This window comes from Arthrobacter sp. 05T420, from assembly GCF_056396305.1.
Map to the genome: position 1 here is coordinate 1 of NZ_JBFTLG010000026.1, position 19,188 is coordinate 19,188.

The following is a 19,188-nucleotide window of genomic DNA, read 5'->3' on the forward strand; positions in this document are numbered from 1 at the left end:
GCAACCTGGTCAATTCAACCAATTCAATACAATAAATTGGTATCAACAAACTTGGCACACTATTGAGTTCTCAAACAACAGACACACCCGGCACCACCACAACCACTACAGTCAAGGATCGCTCCGGAGCAACTTTTCAAACTTACCCGGCCGCTTCACCCTAGTCAAATCGGCGTTCCAAACTCAGCTTGCCATTGGCTTCTGGGTTTTTGTGGCCGTTCAACTCCGGGGAGCAGCGCGGAAATAAACTCTACCACCACTTCGCGTGGCTGACAAAGCAGCCTGGAAGAGGGTGCAGAAAAGCCCGGAATCACGCGGATTCCGGGCCTCTCACGGACCTACTTCGGCGCCACCCGCCCGGCTACCCGGGCGCTCCCCCTAGCCCAGCGGCTTGAAGTACGCCGCCCCGAGCGGAGGCAGGGTCACGACGAGTGCGGCCGGCTGCCCGTCGAGGGCGTCCTTCGTTGCAATCAGGGTGCCGGCGTTCTCCACCCCGGAACCGCCGTAGCTGGCGGCGTCGGTGTTGAGCACTTCCTGCCATTCGCCGGCCGCCGGAACACCCAGGAGATAGTCCGTGTGCGGGCCGCCGGAGAAGTTCACCGCGCAGACAAGCGGGTTGCCGTCCGCATCGCGGCGGATGAACGTCAGCACGTTGCGGTCCGAGTCTCCCCCGTTGATCCACTGGAAGCCTTCGGGTTGGTTGTCCTGCTCGTACAGGGCCGGCGTGGAACGGTAGAGCTCGTTGAGGTCCTTGGTCAGCAGCTGCATGCCCTTGTGTGCCGGGATGTCCGCCAGCCACCAGTCCAGGCCGTACTGCTCCGACCATTCCGCTTCCTGGCCGAATTCTGTGCCCATGAAGATCAGCTGCTTGCCCGGGTGGGCCCACTGGTAGCCCAGGAAGGCGCGCAGGTTTGCCAGCTGCTGCCACCGGTCACCGGGCATCTTGCGCAGCATGGAGCCCTTACCGTGCACAACTTCGTCGTGGCTGATCGGCAGGAGGAAGTTTTCCGTGAAGGCATAGACCATCGAGAACGTGATGGTGCCGTGGTGCCACCGGCGGTTGTACGGGTCCTCGGCCATGTACTTGAGCGAGTCGTGCATCCAGCCCATGTTCCACTTGAGGCCGAAGCCCAGGCCGCCGCCGCTCGTGGGGGCGGTGACGCCGGGGAATGCGGTGGATTCCTCGGCGATCATGACCGCGCCAGGGTGGGTCTTGTAGACGGTGGCGTTGACCTCCTGGAGGAAGGAGATCGCTTCTAGGTTCTCGCGGCCGCCATAGCGGTTTGGCTGCCATTGCCCCTCTTCGCGCGAGTAGTCGAGGTACAGCATGGAGGCGACGGCGTCCACGCGCAGTCCGTCGATGTGAAACTCCTCGAGCCAGTACAGCGCATTGGCCACCAGAAAGTTGCGCACCTCCGTGCGGCCGAAGTCGAAGATCAGCGTGCCCCAGTCCGGGTGTTCGCCCAGGTTCGGATCGGCGTGCTCGTAGAGGGCTTCGCCGTCGAACCGGGCCAGAGCCCATTCGTCCTTCGGGAAGTGCGCCGGGACCCAGTCAAGGAGGACGCCTATCCCGGCCTGGTGGAGTTCGTCGACGAGGTGGCGGAATTCGTCCGGGTGCCCGAAGCGCGAGGTCGGTGCGAAGTAGGAGGTGACCTGGTAGCCCCACGAGCCGCCGAAGGGGTGCTCGGCCACGGGCATGAATTCCACGTGGGTGAAGCCCAGCCACTTGACGTATTCGACCAGTTCCTTGGCCAGTTCCTTGTAGCCCAGTCCCACCCGCCACGAGCCGAGGTGGACCTCGTAGACGCTCATGGGCGAGTTGTGCGGATCGCGGGCAGCGCGGGCGTCCATCCACTCGGCGTCCTTGAAGACATAGGAGGGCTCAACCACGCGGGATGCCGTCAGCGGGGGGACCTCGGTCCCGAATGCCAGCGGGTCCGCCTTTTCCACCCAGTATCCATGCCGTGTCCGCAGTTCAAACTTATAGCACGCCCCTGCTACAACCCCCGGGATGAAGACTTCCCACACGCCGGTGGAACCCAGGGAGCGCATGGAGTGTTCGCGGCCGTCCCAGCCGTTGAAGTCGCCCTTGACGCGCACTGCCTGAGCGTTCGGGGCCCAGACGGCGAAGGACACACCGTCGACGTCGCCCAGCGAGGACTTGTAGTGCTGGACATGCGCGCCCAGCACATCCCACAGGCGTTCGTGCCGGCCCTCACCGATCAGGTGAAGGTCCACTTCGCCAATGGTCGGCAGGTAGCGGTAGGGCTCGTCCATGACCTGCGGCTCGTGGTCCTTGTACGTCACTTCGAGCCGGTAATCCGGCACGTGGCCGTGCTCGAGCGGTTCCATCACGGCCACCCACACGCCGCCCGATTCGTGCGTCATGGGCGTGGTGCCCGCCGACGTCACGACAGAAACTTCTTCCGCCAGGTGCTTGACCGTCCGGATCGTGACGTGGCCGTGGTCGTCAAGGTGGGCGCCCAGGACCGAGTGGGGCGCGTGGTGTTCGCCGCTGGAGACCCTCGCAAGGGTCTCGCCGTCCACGGGCAGTGGTGCGCCGGGCCGATCGATACGTGCTGATCCTGTCATTTTTATACCTTCCGCTGCGGCTTCGGCGGCGACGCCGGAACCTGTACTACCGAGGAGACGACGCGATGCATTCACCGGAATGGGGAGCCAGTCCGGCCTGTTCCTTAATTCGTAAATGACTTCGTAGAGGGCTTTGTCGAGCCACAGCGCCACAAAGAGCGGCGAGTCGCGGTCGATGCTGCCGGGGATGACTTCGGCGTAGCCGGCCAGGAAGGCCTCGGCGCAGTCATCCACCCAGGTTCCCGGCACCACGGCACCGGGATTTTCGCGGACGGCGGCGCCGGCGGCGTAGTCGAAGGACCGCAGCATGCCCACGACATCGCGAAGGGGGACGTCAGGGAAGTTGCGTTCCGAGATGGGGCGCAGAGGCTCGCCCTCGAAGTCGAGAATGGCCCAGCGCGGCGCGGCCCCGGGCTCGCCCGGGACGGTGCTGGCCGGGACAGTACTGGCCGGAACCTGCAGGATCTGCCCGAGATGGAGGTCGCCGTGGATCCGCTGGAGCGGTCCGGCACTGGTGCCTTCGAGCCGGCCGAGGAGAGCGTCCAGCGCTTCCTCGTACGGCCCGACGGCGTTGGACGCCTGGGCCCAGGACTCGCGGACACGCTGGGCTACTCCCGGAGCGATGTCCTGCCCCGGCACGGTTTCGGCGGCTGTACCCAGTGCCTCGGCAAGCCTCCGGTGCACGGTGGCTGTTGCGGCGCCCAGCGCGTGGGCTTCGGCTGTGAACCCGGTTCCCCGGCTGGCCGCGTCCACGGCGAGCCCCCAGGCATCGAGCCCACCGGCGAGGAATTCGTGCCCAACAGCGAGTTCGCCGCGGGCAGGTCGGGCGGCGCCCGACGGTTCCGTCCCGAGGGCGGCCGCCGGAGTCTCCCACTCACCGGTTACCCAGCCAAGGGTTGCCGGGACCTCCTCGGTGCGCCCTGCGGTCAGCGCCGCACCGATTTCAACCTCGGGGTTCTGGCCTTCCGAGAGCACACGGAAGAACTTCACGATGGCGGCCGAGCCGCCGTCGTCGACTATCACTGAACTGTTCGATTGCTCGCCGGCGAGCACCTTGACCTTGCCCGTCGCGAACGGCAGGCGGTAGCCGGACTCCACCAGGTGGCCGGTGGCATTCCCCGACGGCGTGCTCCCGCCGTGACGCATGAGCTCGAGCCAGGCGGCGACGAAGGCGGCGTCATGGACGCCGTCGTAGACCCACCGGTGCGCGGCATCAGCACGGCTGCCGGGAAGTTCGCCGATCAACGCGCGCTCTGCCCCCGGCAGGGGTTCCGGCCGGAAACTGAGCGGCACCTGGACGATGTCGGTCCGGCTGCCCCCGGGAGTGGGGTAGGACACCGCAACGAGCAACACCTCAAAGGCTGCCCCGCCGGGGACACCCTCGTCCGAGGCGGTCTCCAGGCGCAGGCTGCCCGCCGGCTCGAAGGTGAACTCGGCAGTCTTGACGGGGAACCATCGCTGGCGCGGAAGCCAGGCGCCAAGCAGTCCGCTCAAGGCTGGGGCAAGTGCTGGTCGAGTCATCTCAACCCTCAATGGACAGGACGGGCATCGCCTGCGTGAACGGTGATGCCGGGTTGGAGGCGGCGGACCGGATCCGCAGCCAGAAGAAATCGTGGCTGCCCAGGGTCAGCGTCAGGGTTCCGTCCTCGCCAATGCCCGGGAACGCCTGGCCGCCGAAGACATCCCGGAGGCCCCTGCCGGCAAAGCTTGGCACGCGCAGCGTGGTCGCCACGGGATGCTGGGAGAGGTTGAAGGCGCACAGAATGGTCTCAGCGTCCGCCCCGGCGGCGTTGCCTTCCGGGAGTTCACGCAGGTAAGCGAGGACGACGTCGTGGTCAGCCTCCACGTGCTTGAATCCGCCCAACCCGAAGGCGGGGTGGTTCTTGCGGACGCTCAGGATCTGCCGCGTCCAGCGCAGGAGTGAACCGGAATGGGCGGCCTCGGCCTCCACATTCGCCATGCTGTAGTTGTAGACCAGCGACTGGATCACTGGCAGGTACAGCTTGCCGGGGTCGGCGGCGGAGAACCCGGCGTTTCGGTCCGGGTTCCATTGCATCGGGGTGCGGACGGCGTCGCGGTCCTCGAGCCAGATGTTGTCCCCCATGCCGATCTCGTCCCCGTAGTACAGGAACGGGCTGCCCGGCAGGGACAGCAGCAGGGCATTGATGAGCTCAATTTCGGAGCGGGAGTTATCCAGCAGCGGAGCCAGCCTGCGTCGGATACCGATGTTGGCGCGCATGCGCGGATCCGGCGCGTACCAGCCGAGCATCGCGGCGCGCTCATCGGAGGTGACCATTTCCAGCGTCAGTTCGTCGTGGTTGCGCAAGAACGTTCCCCACTGGGCGCCTTCGGGGATGTCCGGCGTGTCCTTCATCGTCTCGATGATGGGGGCCGCCTTCTGGTCACGCAGCGCGTAGTAGAGGCGCGGCATGATCGGGAAGTGGAACGCCATGTGGCACTCCGGTTCCTCTTCGGTGCCGAAGTACTCCACCACCTCCGCGGGAGGCTGGTTGGCCTCAGCAATGATTACCCGGCCCGGATAGCTTTCATCGACCATCCGGCGCAACTGGCGCAGGAATTCGTGGGTCTGGGGCAGGTTCTCGCAGTTGGTGCCCTCTTCCTCGAACAGGTAGGGAATGGCGTCGGCCCGGAAGCCGTCGATGCCCTGGTCCAGCCAGAACCGCACGACGTCGAAGAGCGCGTCGATGACCTTGGGGTTCTCGAAGTTGAGGTCGGGCTGGTGGCTGAAGAACCGGTGCCAGAAGAACTGCCGGCGGATGGGGTCGAAGGTCCAGTTGGATTCCTCCGTGTCCACGAAGATGATGCGGGCGTCTTCATACTTCTCGTCCGTGTCGCTCCAGACATAGAAATCGCCGAACGGGCCGTCGGGGTCCTTGCGCGACTCCTGGAACCACGGGTGCTGGTCGGAGGTGTGGTTCAGCGGGAGGTCGATGATCACCCGGACGCCCCGGGCATGCGCCTCCGCCACGAGCCGTTTGAAGTCGCTGATGGTGCCAAACTCGTCCAGCACGGAGTTGTAGTCCGAGATGTCGTAGCCGCCGTCGCGCAGCGGTGACTGGAAGAACGGCGGGAGCCAGAGGCAGTCCACCCCCAGCCACTGCAGGTAGTCCAGCTTGTCGATCAGGCCGTGGAAATCGCCCGAGCCGTCTCCGTTGCCGTCGGCGAAGCCCCGGACGAGCACCTCGTAGAAGACCGCCTTGCGGTACCAGAGGGGATCGTGCTGGAGCCCTGGAGCGTTCAGTTCAAAGCTCCCCCTCGGGCTGAAGTGCTGGCTCGGGTTCTGCGGGCTGAAACTCACTGGCACTACCTCCGGATGCTAAGAACGTGAACGGGCTCGACGTGCGGGTCCAGGCGGACGTAGTTGTACTCCCCCCATTCCCAACTCTCGCCGGTCAGCAGGTCATCAACCATGAAGCGGCCGTTGTGGGTGAAGTTCTCCGGGTCCAGTTCCAGCGCCGGCAAATCCAGGGATACGGTGCTCTCCCGGGTGCCGTGCGGGTCCACGTTGACCACGACGATCAAGGTGTCCTTGGTCCCGTCCGGGAGGGTCTTGTGCTTGGAGTACACCACGGTGGAAGTGTCCGAGCTCTGGTGCACCGTCAGGTTCTGCAGGTCCCCGAGGGCCGGGTGCGCGCGGCGGATTGCGTTGAGCCGGGTCAGGTACGGAGCCAGGCTGCGTCCGGATTCGGCCGCCGCGTCCCATTCGCGGGACTTGTACTCAAACTTTTCGTTGTCGATGTACTCCTCGGCGCCGGGACGTGCCACGTGTTCGTAGAGCTCAAAGCCGGCGTAGACGCCCCAGATGGGGCTCGCCGTCGCGGCCAGGGCGGCACGGATCTTGAAGGCCGCCGGGCCGCCGAACTGCAGGTATTCGGTGAGGATGTCAGGGGTGTTGACGAAGAAATTCGGCCGGAAGTAGGCCGCCGATTCGTGGCTGACCTCCTGGAAGTACGTCTCCAGTTCCTCCTTGGTGTTCCGCCAGGTGAAGTACGTGTAGGACTGCTGGAAGCCGGCCCGGCCAAGAGCGTGCATCATGGCCGGGCGGGTGAATGCCTCGGCCAGGAACACGACGTCGGGGTGCTTCTTGTTGACCTTGGCGATCAGCCATTCCCAGAACCACACGGGTTTGGTGTGCGGATTATCCACCCGGAAGATCTTGACGCCGTGGCTAACCCAGAGCATCACGATCCGGAAAATTTCGTTGGACAGCCCGGCGGGGTCGTTGTCGAAATTCAGCGGGAAAATGTCCTGGTATTTCTTCGGCGGATTCTCCGCGTATGCAATAGTGCCATCGACGCGGGTGGTGAACCATTCCGGGTTGCTTTGCACCCATGGGTGGTCCGGCGCTGCCTGCAGCGCCAGGTCCAAGGCCACTTCCAGTCCCAGTTCGCCGGCCCGGGCCACGAAGGCGTCGAAGTCCTCGAAGGTGCCCAGATCCGGGTGGATGGCGTCATGGCCGCCCTCGTGGGACCCGATGGCCCACGGCGAGCCGGGATCGTGCGGCCCGGCGATCAGGGTGTTATTCGGTCCCTTGCGGTGCTGGACACCGATCGGGTGGATCGGCGGCATATAGATGATGTCAAAACCCATGGCGGCGACGGCGTCGAGGCGCCGCGCTGCCGTGCGGAAGTTACCGGAGGTCCATTCGCCCGTCTCGTGGTTGCGCACGGCGCCTTCGGAACGCGGAAAGAATTCGTACCAGGAGCCGGACCCGGCCAGCGCACGCTCCACCAGCAGCGGGTAGGGCTCTGAAACCGTCACAAATTCCCGGATGGGCTGGCGTTCCACCACGGCAGCGACGTCGGCGCCGAAGCCGGCGGCGAGGCGCTCCTCGGGTGACCGGGAAGTATCGGAGAGGACGACGACGGCCATCCGCAGCGTTCTGCGGTCACCGGAGGGGCGCGAGGCGTCCTCGGAGGCCTCCGCCAGCAGTGCGGCGCCTTCGGCCAGCATCAGCTCGACGTCGATCCCGGCCTCCACCTTGACCTCGGCGTTGTGGTGCCAGGTGCCGTAGCGGTCGTGCCAGGCTTCGATGACGAAGGACCAGTTGCCGGTGGCGGGCGGGGTCAGGAGGCCTTCCCAGCGGTCCGTGCCCATCCCTCGCGGTCCGCGCGGCGGGGCGAGGCGGACTCGCTGCCGCTCTTTGCCGCGGGGGTCGAGCAAAACGGCGCTGACGCCGAGCTGATCGTGTCCCTCCCGGAACGCAGTGGCTCCCACGACTATGGTTTGGCCCTCGACGGCTTTGGCGGGGAACTTTCCGCCCTCTACCGAAGGCTGCACGGCGGTGATCGGAAAGCGGCCAAATCGCAGGCCATCCGTGATCAGGGCCTTGGGCTTTTGCTTGGACACGGCACTGGTTCGCGAGTTATTTGTCACAGGCTCGACGTTATCTACAAAACGGCCAGAATGCTAAGCCCCCGAACCTTTTTGGGACGTTTCCGGTTCTGGCGGACCCATAACCGTCATTTACGGGAAAGAATCTTAAAGTCGTTCCGGGGCAACGACTTGTCCGTTAGTGTTTCGCTGGTGAAGGCAATCCGCAGATTTACTGTTCGAACCGTTCTCCCGGAGTCGATCCGGCCGCTGGCCCGGCTCGCCACCAATCTCCGGTGGTCCTGGCACCGGCCCACCCGGGAGCTTTTTGAGGGGCTCAACCCCGGGATCTGGGCGGAGAGCGCCCACGACCCCGTGACTTTCCTGGGCCTGGTCAGCCGGGAAGAGCTGCAGCGGCTCGCGGCGGACCAGGATGTGGTTCAGCGGGTCCATGCCGCGGCCGACGACCTCGACCGGTACCTGGAACAGCCGCGCTGGTACCAGGGCCTGGGCGACGGCGCCCCGGCATGCATCGCCTACTTCTCGCCCGAATTCGGCATCACCGAAGTCCTGCCCCAGTACTCCGGCGGCCTTGGCATCCTGGCCGGCGACCACCTGAAAGCGGCCTCGGATCTTGGCGTCCCGCTAATCGGCGTCGGTCTCCTCTACCAGGCCGGCTACTTTAAGCAGTCGCTCTCCCGGGACGCTTGGCAGCAGGAAACGTACCCGGTTCTCGACCCGGACGGTCTGCCCCTGACGCTCCTGCGCGAGGCCGCCCCGGACGGCAACGGCAAACCGATCCAGATCTCCCTGCCCCTCCCTCAGGGCCGCCGCCTGCTGGCGCACGTGTGGCGGGCCGACGTCGGGCGCGTTCCGCTGCTGCTTCTGGACTCCAACGTTCCGGGCAACGACGAAGCCGCCCGCGGCATCACCGACCGTCTGTACGGCGGCGGCGGTGACCACCGGCTCCAGCAGGAACTCCTGCTGGGCATGGGCGGGGTCAAGGCGCTGCGCGAGTTCCAGCGGCTCACGGGCGTCCCCGCGCCGGAGGTGTTCCACACCAACGAGGGCCACGCCGGGTTCCTTGGCGTCGAGCGGATCCAGGAATTGATGTCCGGCACGGCGCCGTTGAGCTGGGAGGAAGCTCTGGCCGCCGGGCGGGCGTCCACGGTCTTCACCACCCACACGCCGGTCCCCGCGGGGATCGACCGCTTCGAGATTTCCCAGATCCAGCACTTCTTCGAGGCCGGCCTCGCCCCGGACGTCCCCGTGGCAAAGATCCTGGACCTGGGCCGGGAAGACTTCGCTGACGGCAACCCGTTCGTGTTCAACATGGCCGTCATGGGACTGCGGCTGGCCCAGCGGGCCAACGGTGTGGCCAAACTGCACGGCGTAGTCTCCCGTGGAATGTTCTCCGCCCTGTGGCCGGGCTTCGACCACTCCGAAATCCCCATCACCTCCGTCACCAACGGCGTGCATGTCCCCACCTGGGTGGACCCCCGGATCTCGGCGTTGGCGCGGGACCAGTTCGGCGCCGAGGCGGAGGCGCAGGGCCGCTGGGACCTGGCGTACAACGTCACCGACGAGGACCTGTGGGCATTGCGGCGCGAGATGCGGGTGTCCCTGGTCGAAGATGTCCGGCGCCGGCTCCGGGCAGCCTGGAAGAAGCGCGGCGCGGCCGACGCCGAGCTGGCCTGGACGGACTCCGTCCTGGACCCGGACATCCTGACCATTGGCTTTGCCCGCCGCGTGCCGACGTACAAGCGGCTGACCCTGATGCTGCGGGACCCCGAGCGCCTCAAGGCGCTGCTGCTGCACAAGACGCACCCGATCCAGCTGGTCATAGCCGGGAAGTCGCACCCGGCCGACGACGCCGGCAAGAAAATGATCCAGGACCTGGTCCGGTTCACCGACGACCCCGCCGTGCGGCACCGGATCGCGTTCCTGCCCAACTACGACATCGCCATGGCCCGGACCCTGTTCCCCGGCTGCGATGTGTGGCTGAACAACCCGCTGCGCCCGCTGGAGGCCTGCGGAACGTCCGGCATGAAGGCTGCCCTGAACGGTTCGCTGAACCTCTCGGTCATGGACGGCTGGTGGGATGAGATGTACGACGGCGAGAACGGCTGGGCGATCCCGACCGCCAACAATGACGCCTCCCCGGAAGAACGTGACGACATCGAGGCGGCGGCACTGTACGAGCTGCTCGAGACGCAGGTGGCACCGCGGTTCTACGGGCTCACCGTGTCCGCCGAGGCCGGAGCCGCCGGACCGTCCCAGCCCGGCCCGCAGAAGGTTCCCACCCACTGGGTCTCCATGATCAAGCACACCATGTCCCACCTTGGGCCGGCGGTCTCCGCGGAACGGATGCTCCGGGACTACGTCAATGTGCTGTACCGGCCCGCCGCAATCGCGGGACGCCACGCCGTGGCGGACAACTACGCGCAGGCCAAGGCGCTGGCGGCGTGGACGTCCCGGATCCGGACCGCGTGGCCGCAGATCCAGGTGGAACACGTCGACTCTGTGGGGGTTTCCGAGGACCCGCAGATCGGCGATCTGCTGCAGGTCAATGCGTACGTTGCCCTGCGTGAGCTCTCCCCGGACGACGTCTATGTTGAAGTGGCCTACGGCCGGGCCGGGGACACGGACGAGCTGACGGACATCACGGTCGCGGAGCTGAAGGCCGCCGAGGACCTCGGCAAGGGCCGGCATCTCTTCAGCGGCACGCTGGTGATCGACCGTTCGGGGTCCTTCGGCTACACCGTGCGCGTGCTCCCCAAGAATGAGGCGCTGGCCTCCAAGGCGGAACTGGGCCTGATCGTCAACGCCTGATGTCCTCTAAAGGCAGACGGCGATGACGTCCAGGCTCTTGCCGGCATAGCCTTCGGCGTCCTGCAGCGTTTCGCAGATGACTGCAAACGAGAGATCTGCGCGGAAGGCGGCAGGCACCTGCCAGATGAAGGTGACAGGGGCCTCGCCGTCGTCCGTCACCGCATCCGCGACGTCGTGCAGCGAATCGTGCAGGGCATCCAGGTCGGTGCCGTACTCATCGGGAATGTCCAGAAGTTCGCCGAACCTGTCCAGGACCCCTTGCTTGGTATCAGCGGCGGGGACCACCAAGGCGCGGCGGCCGGCGTCGCCGATTTGGGCCGTGAGTTCTTCGATGGTCCAGGTCTCGGCCGAATAAATCTTCATGGGGTCCTTAATCTCGAAATAATTACGTGCGGTAGATATTGATCGTGTTGGCCTGGACGAGGTCCCGTTCACCGGAGGCAACGCGGGCGCCCTGACGCCGGTCATGGAGTTCGGAGGTGGTCACGCGAAGCTCGAAGAGCCGGTGCCCAGTTCCGTCCTCGTTCCTCAGCTGCGGCAACGTGACCTTGACATCGTCGGCGCCGCCGTTGACCACCACGAGGCCGTCCACGTGCCCATCGTCGGAGCCGAGCAGGAGCTGGATCACCCGGTGGCCGGGGTCATGCCACGTGTCCGCTGACATCGGCTTGCCGTCCACATCGAACCAGTGGAAGTAGGACTGCTTGTCTCGCGCAGGGTAATCATGCGGCTGGCTGGCCAGGAACTCCTTGCGTAGCCGGATGACGCGCTTGGTGGTGCGCAGCATCGCATGGGATTCCGTGGTGCTGGTCCAGTCGATCCAGGTAATCGCATTGTCCTGGCAGTAGGCGTTGTTGTTGCCGTGCTGGGTCCGGCCGATCTCGTCCCCGGCGGTGATCATGGGTACGCCTTGGGAAATCATCAGGCAGGCCATCAGGTTACGCCGGCTTTGGGCGCGCCTGGCGAGGATATCGACGTCTTCGGTGGGGCCCTCGAAGCCGTGGTTGTAGCTTCGATTGTCGCCGTGGCCGTCCCGGTTCTGCTCGCCGTTGGCCTCGTTGTGCTTGCGGTCGTAGGCGGTTAGGTCGGCCAGAGTGAAGCCATCGTGGGCTGTGATCAGGTTCAGCGAGGCAAGCCGGGTCCGGCCCGAGGACTCGAACAGCCGGGCGGAACCAGAGAGAGCGTCCGCGAGGCGCGCCACCGGACCGCCGCTACCGCCGCCGTCGATCGCGGCGCGGTCGGCGAGCCAGAAGCTGCGGACGGCGTCGCGGAAGTGGTCGTTCCAGTCCACCCACCCGGCCGGAAACCGGCCGGTCTGCCAGCCGCCGTAGCCGACGTCCCAGGGTTCGGCAATCAGCTTGACCCCGGACAGGACAGGATCGGCGCCCACCGCGACGAGGAAGGGGTGCCGCGGATCGAATTCGTTGGCGCTGTTCCGGCATAGCGTGACGGCCAGGTCGAAGCGGAAGCCGTCGATGTGGAACTCGCTCACCCAGTAGCGCAGGGAGTCCAGCACCAGCTGCACCACGCGGGGTTCGCCAAAGTTCAGGCTGTTGCCGCAGCCTGTGGTGTCCACATACTTGCCGTGGCCGTCGTTGCGGTAGTACTGCATCTCGCCCAGGCCGCGGAAGTTCAGGGTGGGACCGTCCGTGCCGCCCTCGGCGGTGTGGTTGTACACGACGTCGAGGATGACCTCGAGCCCGGCGGCGTGCAGCAGCTTGACCATGCCCTTGAACTCGTCCTGGACTGCGCGGGCACCGGCGGCCTGGGCGGCCGCGGTGGCGTAACCGGGGTGCGGGGCAAAGAAGGCGGCTGTGTTGTAGCCCCAGTAGTTCGTCAGCCCAAGCTGCTGCAGGTGAGGCTCGTCCACATGGAAATGGACGGGCAGCAGTTGGATGGCCGTGACACCCAGGGAGACCAGGTGCTCGATCATGGCCGGGTGGGCCATCCCGGCGTACGTCCCCTGCAGTTCCTCCGGAATATCCGGGTGCAGCTTCGTCTGGCCCTTCACGTGGGCCTCGTAGACGATCGTGTTGCGCCATGGGACGCGCGGGCTGCGGTCCAGCCCCCAGTCAAAGTCGTCGCCGACCCGGACGCTGGTGATCAGGCCCTCACGTTCGTCGACGCCCCGGCCATAGGGGTCCATCAGCAACGGTTGCTCGCCGACACCATCAAAATCTGTGGAGGGCATGGACAGCGGGAGGGCCTCGTGTTCCGGCGAAGCCCGGAAGCCGTAGCGCGAACCGGCGGGAATGCCCTCCACAATGCCGTGGTGCACGCCGTCGGTGTAATTGGGCAGGGTCTTTACCTGCCAGGTGCCCCCCGGTGCCTGATACGCAATCTCCAAGGTGGCCACGCCGGGCGCGTAGACGGCCACGTTGGCGCACTCACCCCGGGGATCGTCCACTGCCGGTGATCCGGTGTGCGGAGTGCTGATCCCCAGCGGAAACGCCCGCGAAGCGTCTACGGTGGAAGCGGTATCTATGTAAGACATAACCATTGCTTAAAGCTTAGCCGGGCCGGACAAGTGGCCCCCGTTTTCGTTTTCATGACGTTTTGCAGTGTACGGACCGCCGCACTGCATACTGTAATGAAGCGCCGACTTGGAGGTAAATGTGCGCGTTGCACTAGCCCAAATCATCACCGGCCGCGATCTGGCCGCGAACCTGGCCCTCGTGGACTCCTACGCGCGCCAGGCCAAGGCCGGCGGCGCGGACCTGGTGGTGTTCCCGGAAGCGACCATGCGGGCCTTCGGCAATTCGCTCCTGGACATCGCGGAACGGCTGGACGGTCCGTGGGCTGCCCGCGTGCGCGCCCTCGCCGCGGAACTCGGCATCGTGATCATCGCGGGCATGTTCACCCCTGGGACTGCCGGCAATGGCGCTAAGGTGCGCAACACCTTGCTGGTCACCGGCCCCGGCCTCGAGGCCAGCTACGACAAAATCCACCTGTTCGATGCCTTCGGTTTCGCCGAGTCGGACACGGTTGACGCCGGCACCGCCCCCGTCACCTTCGAGCTCGACGGCGTGACGTTCGGCCTCGCCACCTGCTACGACGTCCGTTTCCCGAACCTGTTCACGGAAAACGCGGATCGCGGTGCCGACGTGAACATTGTGTGCGCCTCGTGGGGATCGGGCCCCGGCAAGGCCGACCAGTGGAAGCTCCTGGCCCGTTCCCGCGCCCTGGACTCAACGACCTTTGTCCTCGCCTGTGGCCAGGGCGATCCCGCCAGCCAGGGCCTCCCGGTCAAGGGTTCCGCCCCTACCGGCGTCGGGCACTCCGTGGTGATCTCCCCCATGGGCGACATCCTGGGCCAGCTCGACGGCGCCCCGGGCCTGCTATTCACCGACCTCGACACCGCCGCCGTCAAGGAAGCCCGCGCCAAACTCCCGGTCCTAGCCAACCGGCATAAGTTCTAAGCCGCCCGATTTTCTAGGCCGAGGCGTCTGGTTGTGGTCACCACTTTTCTGGTCACCACCCGCGGACACCGGTGCCCTGCCGTCGCTTAGACACCTCCCGACGCCTACTTCGGCCGCTGGGCGGCCTCATCCGGCTCTGGTCGGCGATGCGCTCCTTTGCAGGACCCCGGCGCCCGCTCGAATTCAGCCCACCCCGCGCTGTAGTACTTAGAGGACCAACGGCGCTCCCGACCGACGGCAAAACGCCACCACGACAAGCAAGTAGCCGAGGGACGATGCCAACAGCAACGCGGGGTCAGATCGCGCCCATCCGAGGCCTCAGGATGGGCGCGAAGTGACCCCGCGTTGCTGTTGGCCGTTTTCGCGTTAAACGGCGACGCTCCCCCACGAGATGTGAGGGAGCGTTCCGTACGGCGCGAAAGGTGACATAGCCCCAACGAAGCTGGGACTACTCCGCGGCGCGCTGGCGGGAGATTTCGTAGAGGGAGATGCCCACTGCCATGGAGGCGTTCAAGGATTCCATGGCGGAGTCGATCGGGATCGAGACGATCTGGTCGCAGTTTTCGCGGACCAGGCGGCTCAAGCCCTTGCCCTCAGACCCTACGACGATGCATACCGGTTCGGTGGCCAGGGCGAGTGCGGGCAGCGAGACGTCGCCGTCGCCGTCGAGGCCCAGGACGTAAATGCCCATGTTCTTGAAGGCCTTGAGCGTGTTGTTCAGGTTGGCCGCGCGTGCGACGGGGACGCGGACCGCCGCGCCGGCGCTGGTCTTCCAGGCTGAGGCGGTGACGCCAACGGAGCGGCGCTCCGGGACGATGACGCCGTGGCCGCTGAAGGCCGAGACGGAGCGGATGATCGCGCCCAAGTTGCGGGGATCGGTGATGCCGTCGAGGGCAACGAAGAGCGGAGCGTTGGATACGTGGCCCTTTTTCCAGGACTCCAGAGTTTCCTCGGCGAGCTCGTAGGCGTCCTGGTACTCGTACGGCGGGATTTGCAGCACGAGGCCCTGGTGGATGGCGTCGTCGGTCATGCGATCGAGCTCGGGCTTGCCGGTTTCCATCAGCGGGATGCCGCGTTCGGCGGCGAGCTTCAGGGATTCCTTGACGCGGTCGTCCATTTCGATGCGGACGGCGACGTGCAGGGCCTTGGCCGGGATGCCGGCGCGCAGGGCTTCGACCACGGAGTTGCGTCCGGTGACAACTTCTTCCGTGGCGCGACCCTTGGGACCGGAGCGGCCGGTGCGGGCGGCGGCGCTGGTAGTGCGGCTGCCACTGGCGCGCTTGGCCTCGGATCGCTCCGAGAGCTGCTTGTTCTTGAACGCCTTGTGATAGGGGCGGTCCTCCGCCTTCGGCGTGGGGCCCTTGCCCTCAAGTGCCTTGCGACCGTGACCGCCGGTTCCGACGGAGGGGCCCTTCTTCAATTTGACCGAGCGGCGACCGTTGTTGGCCATGAGTTTCACCCTTTAAATACGCGATTCGTTGATAAGTCTGACCTCCAGTCTACTGACTCGAGTAAAATCCTCGACCGGAGGGGACGACGGCGGCTCGCTTCACCGGCCGCCGGCAACGAGGTTCAGCCGCGCTTGAGGCTCCAGCTCGCCCCGTCCGGACCGTCTTCAACCACGACGCCGGCTGCGGTCAGGGTGTCCCGGATGGCGTCGGACGCCGCCCAGTCTTTGGCTGCCCGGGCGTCTGCACGCGCCGCCAGCTGCGCCTCGACCAGGACGCCGAGGGCGGTGTTGGCGTGTTCGTCGGCCGCCGGCGTCGTGGTGGCGTTGAGGCCGAGGACCTCCACCATGGCGGTGACGCTCGCGAGTGCCTGCCCCGCGGCGTCGAGGTCCCCGTCGGTGAGGGCCGTGTTGCCGGCCCGGACGGTTTCGTGGAGCGCCGCCAGGGCCTGCGGGACGTTCAGGTCATCGTCCATGGCCGAAGCAAAAGCCTCCGGGACGGAAGCTGCGGACGTCTCCGTTCCCGCGTCGGGGAGGATCCGGCCGGCACGGGTGAGGAAGCCGTCGATCCGTTCGACGGCGGCGGCGGCCTCCTGCAGCGACGTCGGCTGATAGTCCAGAACCGAGCGGTACTGTGCCTGCCCGAGGTAATACCGGACAACGCGCGGAGGGGCGAGTTCGAGCATTTCCGCCGGGCTGACGGTGTTGCCGATGGACTTGGACATCTTCTCGCCGGCATAGGTGACCATGCCGTTGTGCATCCAGAAGTTGGCGAACCCGTGGCCGGCCGCCTGGGACTGTGCCATTTCGTTCTCGTGGTGCGGGAAGCGCAGGTCCAGTCCGCCGCCGTGGATGTCGAACTCGGTGCCGAGGTACTTGGTGACCATCGCGGAGCATTCGAGGTGCCAGCCCGGGCGGCCGGGGCCCCACGGGGAGGCCCAGCTCGCGGTCGTCGGTTCCCCGTCCTTGTAGCCCTTCCACAGCGCGAAGTCCCGGGGGTCCTTCTTGCCGCGCGGGTCCGCGTCCGGGGCACCCTGCATGTCGTCGAGTTTTTGCCGCGTCAGCGTGCCGTACTTGGACCAGGAACGCACGTCGAAGTAGACGTCGCCGGAGTCGTCGAGGGCCGGGTAGGCGTGGCCGCGGTCGATCAGCTGCTGGATGAGGGCGTGCATTTCCGGGATATGGCCGGTGGCGCGGGGCTCATAGGTGGGGCGGGAGACGCCCAGGGTGTCGTAGGCCTTGAGGAATTCCTGCTCGTAGCGGTAGGCCAGGGCCCACCATTCCTCGTTGCGCAGCGCACCGGGCTCGTCCTCAAAATCGGGGTCGAAGGACGCGGCGGACTTGGCGAGGATTTTGTCGTCGATGTCGGTGACGTTGCGGACCGCCGTCACACGGAAGCCGCGGTACTGCAGCCAGCGGGTCAGCTGGTCGAAGGCGATGGCCGAGCGGATGTGGCCGACGTGTGGCATGCCCTGCACGGTGGCTCCGCAGTAGTACAGGCTCACGTTGCCAGGTACCAGGGGGACGAAGTCGCGGACTTCGGCGGATGCAGTGTCGTAAAAGCGCAGGGTCACCGCTCCAGATTAGCCGATGGCGCTCCGCGGCCTTACCCGCGGCATGACCTACGGCTTACCAGCGGCTATACCGGCTGGCGACAGGCCCGGAGTCCGGGGAGCCTCCGGTCCGGCAGCCTACTTGCAGTATTGCCCAATCTTGTTGATCTGCTCCGTGAGCTTGGCTGTCTGTTCGGCGGTCTTGGTTCCCGTGGGGCTCGTCGCAACCTGCTTCATGACGTCGGCCATCTGCTGGATGGGGGCGCCCACTTCCGGCGCCACCTTGTCAGCAACTTCCTGGTAATGCTGGCCAATCTGGGCGGCCTGCTCCTTCGCGCTCCCGGAGGGCACGAAGGTGTCGGTGTTGAGGAATTTGCAGCTCTCCTCGACACTCATCTTTGGTGTGGCATTGGGTGCCGTCGTCGAGCCGGCACAGCCACTCAGCATGGTCCCTGCCACGAGTACGACGGCGGTCAACAGCTTTTTCACGGCGGGTCTCCTGGCGATTCGGAACGGGAGGTAACGGTCGGGTCTTGCCCCTCAAGCGTAGGGGACCGGGGCCGCCCGTATTCAAAGTGATTAGGCTGCGGTGGCTAGCCGGCCGGGTAGACGAGCGCTGTTGCGACGGCCGAGATCCCCTCGCCCCGGCCGGTAAATCCGAGCCCGTCGCTCGTGGTTGCCGTGACGCTGACCGGCGCTGCGGCAGCGTCGCTGAGGACCCGCTGGGATTCCTCCCGCCGCGGGCCGAATTTGGGCCGGTTGGCCACGAACTGAACGGCGATATTGCCGATTTCAAACCCGTGGGCGCGAACAATCCTGGCGGCCTCGGCCAGCAGGGTCACGCCGGACGCTCCGGCATACTCGGGCCGGTCCGTACCGAAATGCGTGCCGAGGTCCCCGATCCCGCAGGCCGAGAAAAGCGCGTCGGCTGCGGCGTGCGCCACGGGGTCGCCGTCGGAGTGGCCGGAGAGTCCCCGTTCCCCCTCCCAGAAGAGGCCACCGAGCCACAACGGCTGCGGCTTGTCGTCTGCGGCGAAGGCATGGACATCGATCCCGATCCCGGTCCTGGGGATCAAGTGCGCGTTGGTGGACATGCTCATCCCTCCACCCAGCGCACACCCAGGGGGCCCTCGAGGAGCCCTTCGGCCAGAATCAGGTCCAGGGGCGTGGTGATCTTCAGCGACTGGCTGGCGCCGCGCACGGCGTGGACGGGGACACCGATCAGCTCCACGAGCATGGCATCGTCCGTGACGAGGGCGGCCTGGCCGGCGTCGAACCCCGCGGCAGCCTCGTGGGCGCGTTTGAGGGTGGCGAAGGCGAACCCCTGCGGCGTCTGCACGGCACGGAGCGACTCCCGCGGCGCCGTCCCGGTGACCAGCTCGGGGGCCACCGCTGCGCCGTCGCCGGTGGTCGGCTCGACGGTCTTGACCGTGTCGACCACCGGAATCACCGGAATGACGGCCGAGGCACCGGCGCCAAGCGCCGCTGCCACCCGGTGAAAAACGGCCTCTGGCACCAATGCCCGGGCGGCATCGTGGACCAGAACTGATTCAGTATCAGGCAGGAGGGCGGCCATCGCGGCGCGGACTGAATCGGCGCGGTTCGCACCGCCGTCGACCACTGTGACGACCGGGACCTGGACGCCGTGGCCCGGCGCCGTGAGGCCGTGCACCGCCTCAAGCTCTTGCGCGAAGGCCTCGCACAGCGCCCGCAGCTCGGTGTCCCCCGGGGGGATCGCAACGCAGATCTGCTGCGCGATCCCGGCGGCTGCAACGCCGCGCAGGGCGTGGGTGAGGATGCTGTCCCCGCCTAGAGGCACTTTTGCTTTCGGCATGCCATAGCCCAGCCGCTGGCCGGAACCGGCGGCCACAACAATGACCGCGGTGGTGGGACCGGCTGGTGACGTATTCGTCGGTGCAGTATCCATGCGCACAAGACTACGTCCCCGCGCCTTCGACTATCCCGTCGCCCTGTCAGTTGTGGCTGCGACCATATGACCCTGCCACGCTCA

At 66.3% G+C, this 19,188-nt stretch carries 12 protein-coding genes; 2 read left to right on the plus strand and 10 right to left on the minus strand.

All coding sequences use genetic code 11. From position 1 onward, the window contains the following. Nucleotides 1-378: 378 nt before the first annotated feature. From AC1DEM_RS20390 to AC1DEM_RS20400, 3 genes are read right to left on the minus strand one after another with little or no spacing between them, the layout of a single operon-like run. Nucleotides 379-4,113 carry a 1,4-alpha-glucan branching enzyme gene (locus tag AC1DEM_RS20390; protein ID WP_476886104.1) on the minus strand — a complete coding sequence of 1,245 codons (3,735 nt, stop codon included), beginning with the start codon at nucleotides 4,111-4,113 and terminating at the stop codon, nucleotides 379-381. 1 nt (nucleotide 4,114) lies between these two features. Continuing rightward, nucleotides 4,115-5,911: a maltose alpha-D-glucosyltransferase gene (treS, locus tag AC1DEM_RS20395; RefSeq protein WP_277526480.1), complete on the minus strand. Its 1,797-nt coding sequence runs from the start codon at nucleotides 5,909-5,911 to the stop codon at nucleotides 4,115-4,117. A 5-nt stretch (nucleotides 5,912-5,916) separates the two neighbouring features. Further along, complete coding sequence (locus AC1DEM_RS20400) at nucleotides 5,917-7,989, minus strand: alpha-1,4-glucan--maltose-1-phosphate maltosyltransferase (protein WP_476886105.1); 2,073 nt, start codon at nucleotides 7,987-7,989, stop codon at nucleotides 5,917-5,919. A 150-nt stretch (nucleotides 7,990-8,139) separates the two neighbouring features. Here AC1DEM_RS20400 and glgP point away from each other — a divergent pair, with 150 nt between their 5' ends. Next, nucleotides 8,140-10,758 (plus strand): alpha-glucan family phosphorylase, encoded by a 2,619-nt coding sequence (gene glgP / locus AC1DEM_RS20405; RefSeq protein ID WP_476886106.1) that lies wholly within the window; start codon nucleotides 8,140-8,142, stop codon nucleotides 10,756-10,758. A 6-nt stretch (nucleotides 10,759-10,764) separates the two neighbouring features. Here the strand turns inward: glgP and AC1DEM_RS20410 are convergent, their stop codons facing one another. Then, on the minus strand, nucleotides 10,765-11,121 hold the full coding sequence (locus AC1DEM_RS20410; protein WP_476886107.1) for a barstar family protein: 357 nt from the start codon (nucleotides 11,119-11,121) through the stop codon (nucleotides 10,765-10,767). Nucleotides 11,122-11,143: 22 nt separating this feature from the next. Beyond that, nucleotides 11,144-13,258, minus strand: coding sequence for a glycogen debranching protein GlgX (gene glgX / locus AC1DEM_RS20415; RefSeq protein ID WP_476886108.1), 2,115 nt, complete (start codon nucleotides 13,256-13,258; stop codon nucleotides 11,144-11,146). 115 nt (nucleotides 13,259-13,373) lie between these two features. Here glgX and AC1DEM_RS20420 point away from each other — a divergent pair, with 115 nt between their 5' ends. Beyond that, nucleotides 13,374-14,177 carry a carbon-nitrogen hydrolase family protein gene (locus AC1DEM_RS20420; RefSeq protein WP_476886109.1) on the plus strand — a complete coding sequence of 268 codons (804 nt, stop codon included), beginning with the start codon at nucleotides 13,374-13,376 and terminating at the stop codon, nucleotides 14,175-14,177. A 448-nt stretch (nucleotides 14,178-14,625) separates the two neighbouring features. Here the strand turns inward: AC1DEM_RS20420 and rlmB are convergent, their stop codons facing one another. The 5 genes from rlmB to ispD all read right to left on the minus strand — a co-directional run bounded on the left by rlmB (nucleotide 14,626) and on the right by ispD (nucleotide 19,104). After that, nucleotides 14,626-15,627, minus strand: coding sequence for a 23S rRNA (guanosine(2251)-2'-O)-methyltransferase RlmB (gene rlmB / locus AC1DEM_RS20425; RefSeq protein ID WP_476886110.1), 1,002 nt, complete (start codon nucleotides 15,625-15,627; stop codon nucleotides 14,626-14,628). A gap of 122 nt (nucleotides 15,628-15,749) precedes the next feature. After that, nucleotides 15,750-17,198, minus strand: coding sequence for a cysteine--tRNA ligase (gene cysS / locus AC1DEM_RS20430; RefSeq protein ID WP_476886111.1), 1,449 nt, complete (start codon nucleotides 17,196-17,198; stop codon nucleotides 15,750-15,752). 117 nt (nucleotides 17,199-17,315) lie between these two features. Next, entirely contained in the window at nucleotides 17,316-17,666 is a 351-nt protein-coding gene (locus AC1DEM_RS20435; RefSeq protein ID WP_476886112.1) for a hypothetical protein, read from the minus strand. Between the two features lie 104 nt (nucleotides 17,667-17,770). Next, entirely contained in the window at nucleotides 17,771-18,277 is a 507-nt protein-coding gene (gene ispF / locus AC1DEM_RS20440; protein ID WP_476886113.1) for a 2-C-methyl-D-erythritol 2,4-cyclodiphosphate synthase, read from the minus strand. Beyond that, entirely contained in the window at nucleotides 18,274-19,104 is an 831-nt protein-coding gene (ispD, locus tag AC1DEM_RS20445) for a 2-C-methyl-D-erythritol 4-phosphate cytidylyltransferase (RefSeq protein WP_476886114.1), read from the minus strand. Before ispD ends, ispF begins: the two co-directional genes overlap by 4 nt. Nucleotides 19,105-19,188: the final 84 nt, after the last annotated feature.